The following is a 17,168-nucleotide window of genomic DNA, read 5'->3' as shown; positions in this document are numbered from 1 at the left end:
TTCTACGGGCGGGGCGCCGGGCAGTCGTGGTCCCGGGCGGGGAGGAGGCCGTCGAGGAGGTAGCGGTCGACGGCGGTGTCCACGCAGGTGTCGCGGGGGGCGAACAGGCCCGCGTAGACGGTGTGGCGGAAGGCGCCGCGCAGGGTCACCAGGCGGGAGCCGGTCAGGGCGCGGTGGGCGGAGAGCTGGCCGGGGTAGGTGGCGGCCGGGTCGCCGTCCGCGCCGACCAGGAGGACCGGGACGGCGTTGCGCACCCGGGTGGGCGGTTCGGCGGGCTCGACGGGCCAGAAGGTGCAGGGGGTGAGGTTGCGGGTGAGCGGGCCGAACAGCGGCTCGTCGGCGCGGTGGGCCTGGATGTCGCGGTAGTAGCCGAGCGGGTCGCGCGAGGCGGGGCGGTCCGCGCACATGATCGCGGTCTGCACGGCGGCGTAGCCTCCCGTGTCGGGGGCCGCCAGGCCGGTCAGCACCGCCTCCAGCAGCGCGGTCGGCGGGGCCGGCCGGCCGGCGGCGGCGTCGGCCAGGACGCGCACCAGGGCGGAGAACTCCTCGTACGTGGCGGCGTCGTCGCCGGCCGACACCGTCCAGAGCACCTGCGGCAGTGCCCGGGCGTCGACCCGGTGGGCGCCGACCGTCAGCGGGGCGCGCCCGGCGGCCAGCCGCACGCGTTCGACCGAGGCCAGCACCTCCGCGGTGGTCGCGCCCAGGTGGTGGCGGTCGTCGTGGCCGGCCGCCCAGGCGGCCCAGGCGGTGAGCGCGGCCGCCATCGCGGGGCCCTGGGTGGCGGTCAGGTCGGGGCCGAAGCGGTCCGGGTCCATCGCGGCGTCGAACACCGCCCGCCCGACGCGCCCGGGGAACAGCTGGAGGTAGACCTCGCCGAGGTAACTCCCGTAGGAGGAGCCGAGATAGGCGATCGTCGGCTCATCGAGGACGGCGCGCACCAGGTCCATGTCCCGGGCGGTGTTGCGGGTGGAGGCGTGCGGCAGCAGCGCGCGGTACGGCGCGCAGCGGGACGCGAGGTCCTTGGCGACCTCGGCGGCCCGGTCGAAGCCCAGCCGGTCGGGGCCGGCCGAACCGGGGCCGGCCGTGGGCCAGCCGCAGTCGAGCGGGGTGCTGGCGCCGACGAAGCGCGGGTCCATGCCGACGATGTCGTAGCGCTCGCCCACGGCGGGGGCGGCCTGCCGCAGGGCGAGGGCGAGGTGACGGGCGGGGACGCCGGGTCCGCCGGGGTTGTAGAAGAGGGTGCCGAGGCGGCGGGCGGGGTCGGTGGCCGGGAGCCGGGAGAGGGCGACGCCGGTCGTCGGCCCGTCCGGGTGGCGGTAGTCCAGTGGGACGGTGACCTCGGTGCAGCGGGCGCCGGCGGCGTCGAGCTCGGCCCCGGCGGTGTCGTCCGGGCCGCTCGCGCAGGAGTGCCAGAGCGGCCGCTGGTCGCGCAGCGCGGCGAGCGGGTCGGCGGCGGCCTCCGCGGCCGGCGTGGTGAGGAGCGTCAGGGCCAGCGCCGCCAGGGCGGCGGCCGACTTGGCGGCGCGGATCACGTGGTTTCCCCTCGGGTGCTTCGGCGGGCCGTCGGGGTGACGCTAGGCGCCCCCGCCGGCCGGCCGCATCCGCCGCCGGTAGCGCACTCCCCCGCCGAAGTGCCCCTCCCCCGCTACGACTTCAGGACCACGCGCGGCCGGCGCACGGAAGGAACCAGGACGTGGCTTTCGCAGAACATCAAGGAGTGCACCGAGAAGGCCGAGAATCCCTACCCGTCCGACCAGCGAGGCAAGGGCGGCGAGCTGGACCCGGACGGCGAGCACGCCCCCGCCGTCGGGGTTCTTTCCGTCAGTCCGACGGAGAACGCGAGGGTCCGCCTCAAGCGGCCGCCCGGCTCCGTCCAGCGGCTCACCGGAAGGAGCACGGAGAACCGTCGACGCCACGTCCTGCGAGCCGGAGAGCCGCCCGCAGGACGTGGCCGTCACCGGACCGCCGCGGCCGGGTTACGACCCGGTGGCCGGAGTCGTGTCGTTGCGGCCCTCCAGCACGACGGCCGGCTCCAGCGGGGAGGCGATCTCCTGCCCCTTGCTGCGCGCGGCCCAGTCGCGGATCCCGATGAGGACCATGATGAAGAAGATCCCGTAGACGATGCCGGAGAAGTACAGCTCGGAGTGGATGGCGAGCGGGACGCCGACGAGGTCGACGGCCAGCCAGACGAACCAGAACTCCACGTACCGGCGGGCCTGGGTGTACATCGCGAGGATCGAGCCGACGAAGATCCAGGCGTCCGCGAGGACCATCCACCAGGGGGCGCCCGGGTAGAACGAGGCGTCGTTGGCCTTGAGCAGCGCGGCGAACGCGAAGGTGCCGACGGCCATGACGGCGATCAGAACCGCGCGCTCGCGCCAGGAGGCCCAGCGGACGTTGATCGTGCCCTCCTGCTGCCTGCTGCGCCGCCAGGTGGCCCAGCCCCAGGACGCCGAGGCGATGATCACGATCTGCCGGGCGGCGTTGCCGCCGAGGTGGACGTTCAGGCTCGCGATCAGCAGCAGGATCGAGCCGAGGATCTGCACCGGCCAGGCGACGAGCGAGCGGCGCAGGGCGAGCCAGACGGTCGCGAGCGCCAGGATGTTGCCGAGGAAGTCGGACCAGTAGACGGGGATGCCGAAGAAGCTGAACTGGTCGTTCAGCCACTCAAGTGCGCTCATGACCTACACCTTTGTTTGCTGGGGGAACAAGCCTGGGTGTGAGCTGCGGCCCGGGACGGGGCCGGTCGGACGAGGCGCGGAGCACGGCGGTGGGGGCAGGACCGTGCGGGGGCCTCAGGGAGTGGTGATGGTGCCGCGGTGCGCGGCGAGCGCGTCGTCGCGGACGCGCCGCCCGCGGTCCGAGGCGAGGACGGCCTCGGACCGCCGGACGTCCTCCCGCACGGCGCGCACCAGGGCGGCGGGGGACGGGAACTTCACGGTGTCGCGGATCCGTTCGGCGAACCAGACGGTGACCCGCTCGCCGTAGACGTCCTCCGCCAGGTCGTGGCAGTACGCCTCGACGTGGACGTCGGCGGTGTCGCAGAAGGTCGGGTTGGACCCGACGCTGATCGTCGCGGGGTGGGCCGCGCCGGTGCGGTGGCGGACCACCCACCCGCTGTACACCGCGGCCGGCGGGACCGGGGAGTCCGGGCCGGCCGCGATGTTGGCGGTGGGGAACCCGAGCCCGTGGCCCCGGCCGGCGCCGTGCACCACCGTGCCGGTGAGGTGCGGGCGGGCGGCCGGGGTGCCGGGCCCGGGGGTCTCAGGCATGGGGCAGCAGCTCGCGGAACTGGCTGGTGTGGAAGACCAGCGGCTCCACACCGGCGAAGAGTCGCACGCTCAGCAGTTCCAGCAGCACGATCTCGTGGTCGCCGCCGTCGTAGACCGCGCCCACCCCGGCGGTCAGCCAGAGCGCGGCGTCCTCGATGAGCACGGCGCCCTCGGGCGTCGCCGTCCACCCGACGCCGTCGAAACGCCTGCCCTCGCGGGAGGCCAGGCGCCGGCAGAGCGCGCCCTGGCCGTGGCTGAGCACGCTCAGTCCCAGCACGCCGGCCTCCGCCAGGCGCGGCCAGGTGGTGGAGGTGCGGGCGACGCTGACGGCGACCATGGGCGGCTGCAGCGAGATCGAGACGAAGGAGCTCGCGGCGAACCCGACCGGCTCGTCCCCGCGCAGCGCGCTGATCGCGACCACGCCGGTCGGGTAGGCGCCGAACGCCTGCCGCAGGGTCGCCGTGTCCAGCCCGTCCGGTTCGGTCGGCACGGTCTGGCTGGAAGTCCCGGCCGGTTCGGGGGCACGGGTGGCCATGGTCATCGACATCCTCTCCTCGCGGGTGCTGTTCTCAGTGCCGGTACTGGGCCGCCGGGTGGCTGGCCGGCAGCGCGCGGTCGCCCGCACCGGTGAGCCGCTCGCGCAGGCTCTCGCCCTCCGTGTACTCGCCGCGGAAGACGCCGCGCTTGTGGAGGATCGGCAGCACCGACTCGACGAACTCGACGGTCGAGGCCGGCTGGACCGCCGGCGACAGCAGGAACCCGTCGAGGTCGGCACCCTCGGCGAGGGCGCAGATCTCGTCGGCGATCTCCTCGGCGGTGCCGACCACCGGCCGCGCGCCGACGCCGTGGGTGTGCCAGTCGGCGAGCACGTCGCCGACGGTCTTGCCGGCGAAGCGGGCCACCTGGGTCTGCGACATCTCGGTGGACAGCTCCGTCATGGGCGTGTCCGGCGCGTAGGAGGAGAGGTCGAGCCCGGTGAACATGGCGTAGCTGGCGACGGTGACCTCGGGCCGCTGGGCGTCCAGGATCCGCTGGTAGCGGCGCTCGGCGTCGGAGCTCGTGGCGCCGACGACGCAGGAGAACGCCGACATCACCTTCACCTCGTCGGCCCGGCGGCCCGCCTTGACGGCCTCCTCGCGGATGGAGGCGGTGTGCCCGGCGAGCTGCTGCACCGAGCCGCTGCCCACGAACATGCACTCGCCGTGCCGTCCGCCGACGCGGCGCCCGGCGGGCGAGGCGCCGGCCTGGAAGAGGACCGGGGTGCCCTGCGGGGAGCGGGCGGTGTTGCCGTAGCCCTGCGAGCGGAAGAACGGGCCCTCGTGCTCGACCAGGTGGACCTTGGCCGGGTCGGCGAAGCGGCCGTCCTTGTCCTTCTCCAGGGCGTCCGCCTCCCAGGCGCCCTCCCAGTACTTGTAGACCAGGTCGAGGAAGTCCTCGGCCATCCGGTAGCGGTCGTCGTGCGCCACCATCTCCATGCCGAACGCCTTGACCGCGGTGTCGGCGGTGCCGGTCGTCACGATGTTCCAGCCGATCCGGCCGCCGGAGAGCTGGTCGAGGGTGGCCATCCGGCGGGCGAAGGCGTACGGCGGCTCGACGAGGACGGAGCCGGTCATCACCAGGCCCAGGTGGGTGGTGGTCGACAGCAGCGCGGAGGCCACCACCACCGGGTCGAGCCGCGGCAGGTCGAGGGTCTCCTCGGTGGCGATCGGCGGGCGGGTGCCGTCGATCTCCGACCAGCCCCAGGCGTCGGCCAGGAAGAGGAAGTCCAGCTTGGCGTCCTCGCAGAGGGTGGCCAGCTCGCGCCAGTACCCGAGGGTGTCGAAGAGGTGCCGCCGGCTGTCGGGGTGGCGCCAGGTGGCGGTGCCGCTCGCGTTGGTCTGGGCGTTCTCGAACAGGCCGATCTTGAGGTTCTTCATGGGTGGTTCTCCGTTGTGCTGGTGAGGGGCCCGTGGGGGAGGTGTCAGGAGGCGGAGGGGAGGGAGGGGTCGTCGAGCTGGGCCGCGTAGGGCATGGAGGACTGGGCGCCGAGGCCGGTGACGGCGAGCGAGGCGGCGCGCACCGCCCGTTCGACGGCGGCCGGCAGGGCGGCGCCGCGGCCGAGCGAGTCCGCGAGGGCGCCGCAGAAGGTGTCGCCGGCGCCCACGGTGTCGACCGCGTCCACGCGCGGCGCGGGGACGTGGAGGACGCCGGGGCCGTGGGCCTCCTTGAGCAGGGCGCCGTCGGCCCCGAGGGTGACCACGACGGACCGGCACGGGAGCACGGCGTGCTCCAGCAGCGCGCGGGCCTCGGACAGGCCGGCGGGCCGCGCGGCGCCGAGCAGCGAGGCGAGTTCGCCGAGGTTGGGGACCAGGACGTCGACCGCCGCCAGCACCCCCGGGGCGACCGGGCGGGCCGGCGCGGGGTTGAAGACGACGGTCCCGCCCTGCTCTCGGGTGCGCAGGACCGCCAGGTCGACCACGCCGGGGGCGATCTCGTTCTGCACGAGGACGACCTCGCCGGGTGAGCGGACCAGCCGCGCGGGCAGGTCCTCGACACCGAGGGCGGCGTTGGCGCCCGGGTTCACGACGATGGTGTTCTCGCCCGCGCCGTCGACGACCACCGCGGCCAGGCCGGTCGGGTGCTGCTCGTCCGAGCGCACCGCGGTGACGTCCACGCCCTCGGCGGCGAGCGCGGCCAGCAGGCCGGCCGCGTCCGCGCCGACCCGGGCCACCAGGCGCACCCGCGATCCGAGGCGGGCGGCCGCGACCGCCTGGTTGGCGCCCTTGCCGCCGGTCCCCTCGGCGAAGTGCCGCGCGAGCACGGTCTCGCCGGGGTGCGGCAGGCCCTCGACGCTCAGCACGAGGTCGCGGTTCACCGAACCGACGACGGTGATGGACGGCATTGACGCTCCTTGGGGAATCCTTGGGAGATCGATTTCCGACATGCTGTACCAGCACCCCCCGGCCGTCAAGTAGCCTCCTCATGAAAAGACCGCCCCGATGTCGTGGCCACTCCCCGCTCACCGATCCCGAAGGACACCCACGTGACAGCGCCCCGACTCCTCGACGTGGCCGAGGCCGCCGGCGTCTCCCGCGCGACGGCCTCACGGGTACTCGCCGGTACGCCGCGCAACGTCGACCCCGAGCTCGCCCGCCGCGTCGAGGAGGCCGCCCACCGGCTCGGCTACCAGGCCAACCACTCGGCCCGCGCCCTGCGCACCGGCACCACCGGCACCGTCGGCGTGGTCGTCCCCTCGCTCGCCAACCCGTACTTCGTCCAGCTCGCCGACGCGATCGCCCAGCACGTCCGGGCGGCCGGCGGCACGCTGGTGGTCTCCGACGCGGCGAACGACCCGGCGATCGAGGCCGAGCAGATCGACACCCTGCTCGGCGGGCGGGTCGACGGCCTGTTCGTCGTCCCGGTGTCGGCCGGCGAGTCCGGGCCGGCGATCCGCAACGCCGCCGCCCGGCGCCCCGTCGTCCTGTTCGACCGCTGGGCCGAGGGATCCGGCACCGTCGCGGTCACCCTCGACAACGCGGCCGCCGTCCGACTGCTGGTCGACCACCTGGAACAGACGGGCCGTCACCGGATCGCGCTGGTCGCCGCGGACCAGGCCTCCTCCTCGGGCGCGGAGCGGCTCGCGGCCTTCACCGAGCTCCAGGGCGACGGCGCCACGACCGTCCTGCTGCCCAACTTCACCACCGACGCCGGCCGGACGGCGGGGCGGCGCATCGTCGAACAGCGCGACCGGATCGACGCGGTGGTCTGCGGCGCGGACGTCCTCGCCGTCGGGCTGGTCAGCACGCTGCACCGCTCCTCGGTCCCCGTGCCCGGGAAGATCGCCGTCACCGGCTTCGACGACACCGAGATACTCGAACTCTTCGACCCGCCCATCACCTCCATCCGCCACCCGCTCTCCGCGATGGCCGAACGCGCGCTGACCCTCCTTCAGGCGCCGAGCCGCGAACGGACCGAGCGGGTCGAGCGCTTCCAGCCCCAGCTCGTGGTCCGCGCCTCGACGGACACCGGCTCCTGACCCGGCGTCAATCGGCAGGCCCCGCCGCACGGACCACGGTGCCGCGGGCGCCCGCCCGGCGGCGGGCCGACAGCTTGCCCAGCTCCCACAGCAGCAGGAGCGCGACGGCCGCCAGCAGGGCCCAGCCGAACTGCCGGGCGTCGAGTTCGGTGGTCCCGAGGATCCGGTGGAAGGCGTCCATCTGGGTGACCAGCACCGCCAGGACGAACTCCGCCAGGGCGGCGGTGTTCATCTGCCGGCTGTCGAAGGTGCTGACGGTCAGCACCGACTCGCGCTCGCTGCGGCACTCGTAGGCCGCCACGATGAGACAGAGCGCGAAGGCGGTGAACGCGATCGAGTTGCCGATCGCCAGGCTTCCGTAGTGCGCCTCGCCCAGCTTGATCAACGCGAGCAGGGCGGCCGCGATCGCCGACCCGGCGAGCCCGACGGTGAGCACCACGGGCCCGGTCAGCACCGTCTCGCCGCGCGGGCGCGGGGTGCGCCGCATCAGACCGGGGCTCTCCCGGTCGAAGCCCAGCGCGAAGCCGAACGGGGCGTTGACGACGAAGTGGATCCACAGCACCTGCGCGGGGGTGAACGGCTCCCCCGCCGCGAGGTCGAAGACCGTGGCCCCGAGGAACGTCAGCACGAAGGTCACCAGCAGCACCAGGACGAACCGGATGTACTTGGTGAGGTTGTCGTAGAGCTTCCGGCCCTCCGCCACGGCGTGCACGATGGTGGCGAAGTTGTCGTCGGCGAGGACCATGCGGCCCGCGTTCTTGGCGACGTCGGTGCCGCTGCCCATCGCGATGCCGATGTCGGCGGCCTTGATGGCGGGCGCGTCGTTCACCCCGTCGCCGGTCATCGCGACCACGTCGCCCTTCTGCTTGAGCGTGGCGGCGAGCAGGACCTTGTGCTCGGGCGCGACCCGGCCGACCACGCCGACGGCGTCGATCCGGGCCAGCCGCTCGGCCTCGGACAGCGCGGCGAAGTCCGCGCCGAGCATGGACTCGCCGTGGATGCCGAGTTGGCGGGCGATGGCCGCACCGGTGGTGACGTCGTCGCCCGTCACCATGCGGACCCGGATGTGGGCGGCCCGCGCGCTGGCGACCGCGGCCTTCGACTCCTCGCGCGGCGGGTCGACCATGCCCACCAGGCTGGTCATCCGCAGGTCGGTGACGAGCGCCAGCAGGTCGCCGTCCGGGTCGAAGTCCGCCGGGTCGAGGTCGCGGACCGCCCCGGCCATCACCCGCAGCCCCTCGCCGCCCATCCGCTCGGTCTGCGCCCGGACCCGCGCGCCGAGGTCCTGGTCCCAGGGGATGGCCACCCCGGCCGCGAGCGCGGTGGTGGCGCGGGCCGTCACGGCCGGGGCCGCGCCCTTCACGAAGCACCGCACCACCGGCCGGCCGTCCGCGTCCTTCGCCTCGTTGAAAGTGGCCATCAGTTTGTAGCCCGGGTCGAACGGGAGTGTGGCGAGCCGGGGGAAGCGCTCGCGGGTGGCCTCGATGTCCAGCCCGGCCTTGTGGCCCAGGACGAGCAGGGCGCCCTCGGTCGGGTCTCCCACCACCTGGCCCTCCACCAGCTTGGCGTCGTTCGCGATCAGGTAGGGCACGACGGCGTCCTCGATGCCCGCCGAGGTGCCGGCCGCGTGGTGGACCTTTCCGTCGAGGCGGTAGCCGGTGCCGGAGACGGTGTAGCGGTCGGTGGGGCTGAGCACCTCGACGACGGTCATCTGGTTCATCGTCAAGGTGCCGGTCTTGTCCGAGTTGATGGCCGAGGTGAAGCCGAGCGTCTCGACCGACGGCAGTTCCTTGACGATCGCGTGGCGCTTGGCCAGGTTGAGGCTGCCGACCGAGAGGATCACCTGGCTGACCGTCGGCAGCGCCTCCGGGATCGCGGCGACGGCCAGCGAGACCGCGCTGACGAACAGGGCGTCCCACGCCTGGTCGCGGCTGCGGCCGAGGGCGAACATCACGACCATGGTCAGGCCGGCCGCCGCCGCGATCCACAGCGTGAGGGTGTTGAGCTCCCTGGTGAGCGGCGACTGCTCCTTCTCGGTGGCCGACAGCATCCCGGAGATCTTCCCCAGTTCGGTACCGGATCCCGTCGCGGTGACGACGAGCAGTCCGCTGCCGTGCGTGACCGGGGTGTTCATGAACGCCATGTTGGTCTGGTCGCCGGGCCCGAGCCGCTCGGCCGGCAGCGTGCCCGCGTCCTTCACCGCCGGGACGCTCTCGCCGGTCAGCGCCGACTCGTCGATCTGCAGGGCGCTGGCCTCGACGATCCGCCCGTCCGCCGGGACCTCGTCGCCGGCCGAGATCAGCACGACGTCGCCCGCCACCAGCCGCTCCGCCGGGATCTCGGTCTCGGTGCCGTCCCGCCGGACCCGGGCCGTCGCCTCCATCATCGACTTCAGCGTGTTCATCGCGCTCTCGGCCTTGCCCTCCTGGCGCAGGCCGACGACCGCGTTGAACAGCGTCAGCACCAGGAGCAGGATCGCGGTCGTCCACTCCTTGATCGCCAGAGAGACCACCGCCGACGCCACCAGGATGATCTGCATGTAGCTGCGGTACTGGTCGAGGAAGCGCAGCCACCCGGGCCTCGGCTTCTCCTCGGGGAGCGCGTTCGGCCCGTTCGCGGCGAGCAGCTCGGCCGCCCGGGTGCCGGTGAGCCCCACCGCCGGGTCCACCCCGAACCGCGCCGCGACCTCCTCGGGGGGCCGGGCGTACCACGGTTCCCGGGCTTCCCGCCCTGCGGGGTCGGCCTGCTCCGTCATCGTCGCTCCTCAAGATCCTGGGTCGGTCCGCCGCGCTCGGCCGGGGCCGGTCCGCCGCGCTCGCTCCGCCCTGGGCCGTCGGTCGGTCCGGTGCCGCGCCGCGTACGGGTCGCGCGCCGCGCCCCCGGGCGCCTCGCCCTCCAGCCGGCGCCTGGCCGCGAGCAGGTCCTTCCGGGCCCGCGCGTCGACCGCCGGGTACTGCGGATCGATCGTCATCAGCGCGTGCGCGAGCACCGCCGCCGCGCAGATGCGCGCGAACCACTTGCGGTCGGCCGGCACCACGTACCAGGGGGCCCACGGCGTGCTGGTGGCCGACAGCATCCCGGAGAACGCCCGCTGGTAGTCGTCCCACCGCTCGCGTTCGCGGATGTCGGCCGCGGAGAACTTCCAATTCTTCTCCGGCACGTCGATCCGCTTCAGGAAGCGGATGCGCTGCTCCTCCTTGGAGAGGTTCAGGAAGATCTTGACGACCTTGAACCCGTTGTCGCAGAGGTGGCGTTCCCAGTCGTTGATCTCCCGGTAGCGGCGGTCCCACACATCCGGACCCTTCGCCTCCTCCGGCAGCTTCTGCCGGTCGAGGTTCTCCGGGTGGACCCGTACGACGAGGACCTCCTCGTAGTGCGACCGGTTGAAGATCCCGATCTCGCCGCGGGCCGGGAGCCGGCGCGCGTACCGCCACAGGTAGTCGTGGTCGAGCTCCTCGGCGGACGGCACCTTGAAGCTGCTCACATGGACGCCCTGCGGGTTCACCCCGCTCATGACGTGCCGGATCGTCCCGTCCTTCCCGCCGGCGTCGAGCGCCTGGAGGCAGAGCAGCACGGCCTCGGAGTCCTGGGCGGCCAGCCGGGCCTGGTACTCGGCCAGCAACGACACGCCGGTGCGCAGCAGTTCCACGCCCTCGCGCTTGCGCATGCCCGCCTTGAAGCGGGGATCGAAGTCCTCCGCGAGGTCCACGGTCGAGCCGGGCTTCACCCGCAGCGGCTTGACGAACTTCGCGATGCGGGCGGCCGACCTCGCGTCCGGCTTCTCCTGCACCAGTACCTCCCGGGTCCGGCGGGCGTCGCGCGCGTGCTGCTGTCACGCTGCGGCCCGCGGTACGGCGGCGGCAATCCGGCGGCGTCCGTCCGGTGGCCCCGGTCGCCCGTCCGGCGGCCGGGTGTGGCGGCACCGACGGCCCGGGTCGACGATGGGGATGTCCCGCGCTCCGCTTCGGCCGATGCCGTCGCCGCCTGGCATCCTCCGGGCATGGAGATGACACTGCAGCTGGTGATCGACTGCGCCGACCCGCGGCGGCTGGTGGCCTTCTGGGCGGAGGCCCTGGGGTACGTTCCGGAGCCGCCGCCGGGCGGCCACGCCACCTGGCGGGAGTACTGGGCGGACATGGGGGTGCCCGCCGGGGAACTGTCCGACGGCGCCGGGGAGACGCCGGAGTCGATCGTCGATCCGGCGGGGCGGGGGCCGAGGGTGTGGTTCCAGCGGGTCCCCGAACCGAAGACCGCCAAGAACCGGGTGCACCTCGACCTGAAGGTGGGCGGCGGGCGCGAGGTACCGCCGGCCGTCCGCACCCGTCGGGTCACCGCCACGGTGGAACGGCTCACCGGCGCCGGCGCCACCGTGCTGCGGATCATGGACGAGCCGGACATGGCGTACTACGCCGTCGTCCTGCAGGATCCGGAGGGCAACGAGTTCTGCGTCGTTTAGGACTCCGGGTCGCGGGTGTGGCGCAGGTCACGCCGCGGCCGCGTCACATTCCGCCGCGCCGTCCGGTCAACAGGGTGAATCCCCACGACACGAGGAGCACACCATGGACGCCCGTCTCGACTACTTCCACAACGGCGTCGGGGCCAAGGTCCTGCGGCACTTCAACTCGGCCGGCAAGGCGCTGTCGGACTCGGGCCTGCCGCACGCGACGCAGGAGCTGGTGAAGCTCCGCGCGAGCCAGATCAACGGCTGCGGCTTCTGCACCGACATGCACACCAAGGACGCCGCGCACGCGGGCGAGAGCGCCCAGCGGCTGAACCTGGTGGCGGCCTGGCGGGAGGCCACCGTCTTCACCGAGGCCGAGCGCGCCGCGCTGGAGCTGGCGGAGCAGGGCACCCGGATCGCGGACGCCGCCGGCGGCGTCACCGACGAGGCCTGGGAGAACGCCGCCAAGCACTACGACGAGGACCAGCTGGCCGCGCTGATCTCGCTGATCGCCGTGATCAACGCCTACAACCGGATCAACGTCATCAACCGGCAGCCCGCCGGGGCCTACCAGCCCGGCCAGTTCGGCTGAGCCGGCGCCGGTCCGGCGCTCCCACCGGCCGCCGCCCCCGTAAGGGCCGCGGCCGGCTTCGGGTGTCCGGGCGGGGCCGGCTCAGCCGGCCGGGCGGGGCGCGCGCAGGTGGGCGCGCTTCTCCAGCTCGTCCTCGTCGACCAGTTCGAGCATCGGCCGGCCCGGCGCGCACATCATGGTCACCACGAACCGGGTGCGCGCGTCCGCGAGGGCGTTGCCGTCCTGGTAGTGGATCACGTCGCCGCCGGGCTCCCAGAAGGTGCCGCCGGCCTCGACGATCCGCTCGGGCTCGCCCTCGAGTTCGAAGCGGACGGCGCCCTCGATGACGTACCCGAACGCCGGACCCGAGTGGCGGTGCGGCGGGGTGCCCGGGTCGCCCGGCTCCCACTCGATGAGCACCGTCATCGCCGAGGCGCCCTCGGGGACGGTGATCGGCGAGGCGTCCTGCAGCATCCGCGCCGCCGTCGTCCAGCCCGCCGGTCCGCCGTGCCCGCCGGCTCCGTGCCCGGCCGCCCGGTCCTGCTCCGTCATACGCTCGTTCCTTCCGTGCGTCGGCCCTCCCCCGGGGCCCGCGCCCCCGACCGTTCGACAGTACTGACCACGGAGCGCGCGGTTCTGTGACACGCCCGCCCGGGTCCGCACTTGCCCGCCGCACGCACCGTACGAAGCCGGAGGAGACCCACCATGCAGGCCGCCGCGGAACCCGACCCGCTCGACCCGGCGACCCGGGACTTCCTCGCGGTCCGCCCTCAGCTGTTCGGGATCGTGTACCGGGTGCTCGGCAGCACCTCGGAGGCCGAGGACATCCTCCAGGAGACCTGGCTGCGGTGGCGGGGCACCGACCACGCGGAGGTCCTCGACCCGGCCGCGTTCCTGGCCACCATCACCACCCGGCTGGCCATCAACCTCGCCCAGTCGGCCCGGGTGCGGCGGGAGTCCTACGTCGGGCCGTGGCTCCCGGACCCGGTCGACACCCGGGCCGATCCCCAGCTCGGCGCCGAGCGCGCCGAGGCGGTGGAACTGGCCGTCCTGCTGCTCCTGGAGCGGCTCAACCCGGTGGAGCGGGCGGCGTACGTGCTCCGCGAGGCCTTCGACTACCCGTACGGGCGGATCGCGGAGATCGTGGAGACCAGCGAGGCCAACGCCCGCCAGCTGGTGAGCCGGGCGCGCAAGCACCTGGCCGCCGCGCGCCGGGAGCGGGTGGACCGCGCCGAGCACCGGCGGCTGCTGGAGGTCTTCGTCGGCGCGGCGCGGACCGGCGACCTGGCGGTGCTGGAGAAGCTGCTCGCGGCGGACGTGGTCAGCTACTCCGACGGCGGGGGCACCCGGGGCGCCTCCCGGATCCCGGTGGTGGGCCGCCCCGTCGTGGCCAGGTACCTGGCGGCCTTCGCGCCGCGCTTCTGGCCCGGGACACAGCTGCGGTGGGTGGAGGCCAACGGGCTGCCCGCCGTCCTGGTCTCGTCCGGCGGCGGCGCGACGGCCCTGCTCTGCCTGGACGTCTCCGCCATGGGGATCGAGCGGATCATGTGGGTGATGAACCCGGTCAGGCTGGCGCCCTTCGTGGCCTCGCTGGACGGCTGATCCCGCCGACACCACCCGGTTCGCCCGGGGTCGTTGTCACAGATCCGGGGACCTCCCTGTCTTACTGGTGCGGGCGGGGCCGGCCGGCGCGCGTCCAGGGCCGGCCGGGCCGCCCGCGGGAACCGGAACACGTCTCAGAGAGGATCCCCCATGAAGGTCGTCGTGATCGGTGGTACCGGACTCATCGGCTCCAAGCTGGTCGCCGGGCTCGGGGAGCAGGGCCACGAGGCGGTGCCGGCCGCGCCGAGCACCGGTGTCGACACGCTGACCGGCGAGGGCCTGGCCGAGGTCCTGGAGGGCGCCGCCGTGCTGGTCGACGTGTCGAACTCCCCGTCGTTCGAGGACGACGCCGTCCTGGAGTTCTTCCGAACCTCGACCGCCAACCTGCTGAAGGCCGGGGCGGACGCCGGGGTGGGCCACCATGTGGCGCTCTCGGTGGTCGGCACCGAACGGCTCCAGCAGAGCGGCTACTTCCGCGCCAAGCAGGCGCAGGAGGAACTGATCAAGGCCTCCGGCCTGCCCTACTCGATCGTCCACGCCACCCAGTTCTTCGAGTTCGCCAAGGGCATCGCGGCGGCGGCGACCGACGGGGACACCGTGCGGCTGTCCGCCGCGAAGATCCAGCCGATCCGCTCCGACGACGTGGCCGCCGCCGTGGGCCGCACGGCCGTCGGCGCGCCGGTGAACGGTGTGGTGGAGGTGGCCGGCCCCGAGGTCTTCGGGCTGGACGAGCTGGTGCGCACGGCGCTGGCCGGGACGGACGACCCGCGCACGGTGGTGACGGACCCCGGCGCCCGCTACTTCGGCGCCGAGCTGGCGGAGAGCACGCTGCTGCCCGGCCCGGGGGCGCGGCTGGCCGAGGCCCGGTTCGCCGACTGGCTGGCCGGGCAGCGCTGAGTCCGCCGGTGGGACGGCCCGCACGCGCCGGTGCGTGCGGGCCGTCCCGCCCGCTCAGCGGGGCGGCGCCGGCGCGTCGGCCGGCGGCACGGCGGCCGGCGCTACGGCGACCGGCGAGGAGCCGCCGGGGACCAGCAGCCGCGGTGCGCCGCTGCCGTCCGCGGGGACGGACCAGAGGTCGCCGCCCTTGCCCTCCCGGGCCGGCAGGGCGTAGCCGAGGGTGGCGTCGTCCAGCCAGGCCGCCTGGTCGTCGACGCTGTGCGACTCGGCCGTCGGGTGCTCCCGCAGGTCCGCCAGGTCGAGCACATACAGCCGCCAGGGGGCGGCCGGGTCCTCCGAGACCTTCTTCTTGAAGGCGATCCGGGTGCCGTCCGGGGAGAGCGAGGGACACTCGACGTTCTCCCGCAGGGTGCGGGCCGACCACGCCCCGAGGTCGCCCTCGACCAGGTGGGTGCGGCCGCCGGTCGCGACGGTGGCGTAGAAGCGGTTGTCGTCGGCGGCGAAGTTGACGCCCCAGTAGTTGACGTCGGCGGCGTGGTAGCGGCTGCCGCCGACGGTCAGCGGGATCTCCTCGATCGACTTGACCAGGTAGCCGGTGCGCAGGTCCAGGATCGAGGTGCGGGTGGAGAAGCCGCTCGCCGCGTAGGAGTCCCCGACCGCGAAGGTGGTCCAGGAGAGCACCTGTCCGGAGGGCGAGACCCGGGCCCGGTTGGGGATGCCGGGGACGGTCACCGTCCGCAGTTCGGTGAACGCCCGGTCGTAGACCACCGCCTGGGTGCGGGCCGGGGTGCCGGGCAGCGCCCGCAGGCACAGGGCCCGCTCCCCCGCCGCGTAGAACCGCGCGCAGGACGGCCCGTCCGGTGCGCCCGGGGTGCGGGCGACCCGTCCGGTGGCGCCGTCGCGGTAGTAGAGGCCGGGCTCGTTCAGGGTGAACGAGGCCTCCGCCGCGACGAGTCGGGGCCCGCCGCCACGCTCGCGGGCGTGCAGGACGTAGCCGAGCGAACCGCCCAGCAGGACGAGGACCGCGAGGACCAGGACGGTCGAGCGCGCCTTGACGGTCGCGGGCGGGGTCATGGGGTGTTCCTTCCGGGCAGGATCCGCCAGGCGGCGGCGAGGGCGGCCGCCAGCGCGAGGGCGGCCGCCAGCAGCGCCGGACGCGGCCCCCACCACGTCCAGGCGACGCCGAACCCGGCCGCCCCGACCAGCCGGGCCAGTGCCTGCCCGGTCTGCAGCACCGCGAGCCCGCCCGCCCGGCCCTCCGCCGGCAGGACCGGCCCGGCCAGCGCCATCAGCACGCCGTCGGTGGCGGCGTAGAAGACGCCGAGCAGGACCAGGACGACCACGGCGGTCGCCCGGCCGAGCGGCGCCAGCAGGGTGAGGTAGGCCGCGAGCAGGGCGCCGTGCCCGAGGAGGAACGGGGTCCGCCGCCCGGTGCGGTCGGCGAGCCGCCCGGCCGGGACGGCCAGCAGCAGGTAGCAGGCCGCCGCGCCGAGCGGCAGCAGCGGGAAGAGCATGGGCGAGAGGTCCAGGCCGCGCTGGAGGAGCAGGTAGAGGAAGGAGTCGCCGACGGTCGCGGCGCCCAGCAGCGCGGCGGCTGCGGTCACCCGGCGGAAGACGGGGTCGCGCAGCGGCCGGTGCTTCGGCCGCGCGGGTTTCGGCGCGGCCGCCACCGGCATCGGCGTACGGGCCGGGACCGGGCGGGCCGGGGCCGTGCGGATCGGGGCCGTGCGGATCGGGGCCGCACCGGCCGGGACGAAGAGCAGCAGCACCAGGACGCCCAGCAGGCCGGTGGCGAAGCTGACCACGAAGACGGCGTCGTACGCGTCCGCCGTCGCCCACAGCACCACGAACGCGACCAGCGGACCGAGCAGCGCCCCAGTGGTGTCCATCGCCCGGTGCACGCCGAAGGCCCGGCCGAGTGCCTCCGGCGGTGCGCTGAGGGTGATCAGCGCGTCCCGGGGGGCGGTCCGCACGCCCTTGCCGAGCCGGTCGGCGGCCAGCGCGGCGGCGATCCCGCCGGCCGCGCCGCCGGCCAGCAGCAGCCCGAGCCGGGAGAGCGCGGAGAGCAGGTAGCCCGCCCCGGCGACCGTCCGGTGGCGGCCGCCGCCACGGTCGGCGAGCCGGCCGCCGAGCAGCCGGACCAGCGCGGTGGCGCCGTTGAACAGCCCGTCGAGGAAACCGAATTGGAGGGGTGAGAGGCCGAGGCCCAGCACCAGGTAGAGCGGCAGCACCGCGGTGACCATCTCCGAGGAGACGTCGGTGACCAGGCTGACCGCTCCGAGCGCGACGACCGTACCGGGGACGCGCCGCCCCACCCCGGCGGGGCGGGGCGGCGCGTCCGGGCGGCGGCCGGTGGTGGCCAGGTACATC

At 74.4% G+C, this 17,168-nt stretch carries 16 protein-coding genes; 5 read left to right on the top strand and 11 right to left on the bottom strand.

All coding sequences use genetic code 11. The annotated features are described in order from the left end of the window. Positions 1 to 2: 2 nt before the first annotated feature. The 6 genes from ABTX81_RS01240 to ABTX81_RS01215 all read right to left on the bottom strand — a co-directional run bounded on the left by ABTX81_RS01240 (position 3) and on the right by ABTX81_RS01215 (position 6,153). A complete protein-coding gene (locus ABTX81_RS01240; protein WP_350540824.1) occupies positions 3 to 1,532 on the bottom strand; it encodes an alpha/beta fold hydrolase in 1,530 nt (509 codons plus the stop codon). A gap of 444 nt (positions 1,533 to 1,976) precedes the next feature. Further along, on the bottom strand, positions 1,977 to 2,681 hold the full coding sequence (locus ABTX81_RS01235; protein ID WP_350540823.1) for a nicotinamide mononucleotide transporter family protein: 705 nt from the start codon (positions 2,679 to 2,681) through the stop codon (positions 1,977 to 1,979). A 114-nt stretch (positions 2,682 to 2,795) separates the two neighbouring features. Then, complete coding sequence (locus ABTX81_RS01230; RefSeq protein WP_350540822.1) at positions 2,796 to 3,272, bottom strand: riboflavin kinase; 477 nt, start codon at positions 3,270 to 3,272, stop codon at positions 2,796 to 2,798. Further along, on the bottom strand, positions 3,265 to 3,813 hold the full coding sequence (locus ABTX81_RS01225) for a flavin reductase family protein (protein WP_350540821.1): 549 nt from the start codon (positions 3,811 to 3,813) through the stop codon (positions 3,265 to 3,267). The genes ABTX81_RS01230 and ABTX81_RS01225 overlap by 8 nt, the downstream gene beginning before the upstream one ends. Before the next feature lie 28 nt (positions 3,814 to 3,841). Beyond that, complete coding sequence (locus ABTX81_RS01220) at positions 3,842 to 5,188, bottom strand: NtaA/DmoA family FMN-dependent monooxygenase (RefSeq protein WP_350540820.1); 1,347 nt, start codon at positions 5,186 to 5,188, stop codon at positions 3,842 to 3,844. Positions 5,189 to 5,232: 44 nt separating this feature from the next. Next, positions 5,233 to 6,153 (bottom strand): ribokinase, encoded by a 921-nt coding sequence (locus tag ABTX81_RS01215; protein ID WP_350540819.1) that lies wholly within the window; start codon positions 6,151 to 6,153, stop codon positions 5,233 to 5,235. 141 nt (positions 6,154 to 6,294) lie between these two features. Here ABTX81_RS01215 and ABTX81_RS01210 point away from each other — a divergent pair, with 141 nt between their 5' ends. Beyond that, positions 6,295 to 7,287, top strand: a complete 993-nt coding sequence (locus ABTX81_RS01210) for a LacI family DNA-binding transcriptional regulator (RefSeq protein ID WP_350540818.1) — start codon at positions 6,295 to 6,297, stop codon at positions 7,285 to 7,287. Positions 7,288 to 7,294: 7 nt separating this feature from the next. On the opposite strand, the gene ABTX81_RS01205 is transcribed toward ABTX81_RS01210, so the two are convergent. Beyond that, on the bottom strand, positions 7,295 to 10,042 hold the full coding sequence (locus ABTX81_RS01205; RefSeq protein WP_350540817.1) for a cation-translocating P-type ATPase: 2,748 nt from the start codon (positions 10,040 to 10,042) through the stop codon (positions 7,295 to 7,297). Positions 10,043 to 10,051: 9 nt separating this feature from the next. Then, positions 10,052 to 11,077 carry a polyphosphate kinase 2 family protein gene (locus ABTX81_RS01200; protein WP_350540816.1) on the bottom strand — a complete coding sequence of 342 codons (1,026 nt, stop codon included), beginning with the start codon at positions 11,075 to 11,077 and terminating at the stop codon, positions 10,052 to 10,054. Between the two features lie 210 nt (positions 11,078 to 11,287). Here ABTX81_RS01200 and ABTX81_RS01195 point away from each other — a divergent pair, with 210 nt between their 5' ends. Beyond that, the gene (locus tag ABTX81_RS01195) at positions 11,288 to 11,743 is read left to right on the top strand and encodes a VOC family protein (protein WP_350540815.1); all 456 of its coding nucleotides are present in this window, start codon (positions 11,288 to 11,290) and stop codon (positions 11,741 to 11,743) included. 103 nt (positions 11,744 to 11,846) lie between these two features. Next, positions 11,847 to 12,320: a carboxymuconolactone decarboxylase family protein gene (locus ABTX81_RS01190; RefSeq protein WP_350540814.1), complete on the top strand. Its 474-nt coding sequence runs from the start codon at positions 11,847 to 11,849 to the stop codon at positions 12,318 to 12,320. 81 nt (positions 12,321 to 12,401) lie between these two features. On the opposite strand, the gene ABTX81_RS01185 is transcribed toward ABTX81_RS01190, so the two are convergent. Continuing rightward, positions 12,402 to 12,851, bottom strand: a complete 450-nt coding sequence (locus tag ABTX81_RS01185) for a cupin domain-containing protein (protein ID WP_350540813.1) — start codon at positions 12,849 to 12,851, stop codon at positions 12,402 to 12,404. Positions 12,852 to 13,004: 153 nt separating this feature from the next. Here ABTX81_RS01185 and ABTX81_RS01180 point away from each other — a divergent pair, with 153 nt between their 5' ends. Both ABTX81_RS01180 and ABTX81_RS01175 read left to right on the top strand, forming a co-directional pair. After that, on the top strand, positions 13,005 to 13,901 hold the full coding sequence (locus ABTX81_RS01180; protein WP_350540812.1) for an RNA polymerase sigma-70 factor: 897 nt from the start codon (positions 13,005 to 13,007) through the stop codon (positions 13,899 to 13,901). Positions 13,902 to 14,051: 150 nt separating this feature from the next. Further along, complete coding sequence (locus ABTX81_RS01175) at positions 14,052 to 14,798, top strand: SDR family oxidoreductase (protein ID WP_350540811.1); 747 nt, start codon at positions 14,052 to 14,054, stop codon at positions 14,796 to 14,798. Positions 14,799 to 14,852: 54 nt separating this feature from the next. Here ABTX81_RS01175 and ABTX81_RS01170 read toward each other — a convergent pair whose 3' ends face one another. Both ABTX81_RS01170 and ABTX81_RS01165 read right to left on the bottom strand, forming a co-directional pair. Beyond that, complete coding sequence (locus ABTX81_RS01170) at positions 14,853 to 15,872, bottom strand: TolB-like translocation protein (RefSeq protein WP_350540810.1); 1,020 nt, start codon at positions 15,870 to 15,872, stop codon at positions 14,853 to 14,855. Further along, on the bottom strand, positions 15,869 to 17,167 hold the full coding sequence (locus ABTX81_RS01165) for an MFS transporter (RefSeq protein WP_350540986.1): 1,299 nt from the start codon (positions 17,165 to 17,167) through the stop codon (positions 15,869 to 15,871). The genes ABTX81_RS01170 and ABTX81_RS01165 overlap by 4 nt, the downstream gene beginning before the upstream one ends. Position 17,168: the final 1 nt, after the last annotated feature.

It is taken from the genome of Kitasatospora sp. NPDC097605 (assembly GCF_040302725.1).
Taxonomy (GTDB): Bacteria; Actinomycetota; Actinomycetes; order Streptomycetales; family Streptomycetaceae; genus Kitasatospora.
This window is presented reverse-complemented; position numbering and strand designations above follow the sequence as displayed.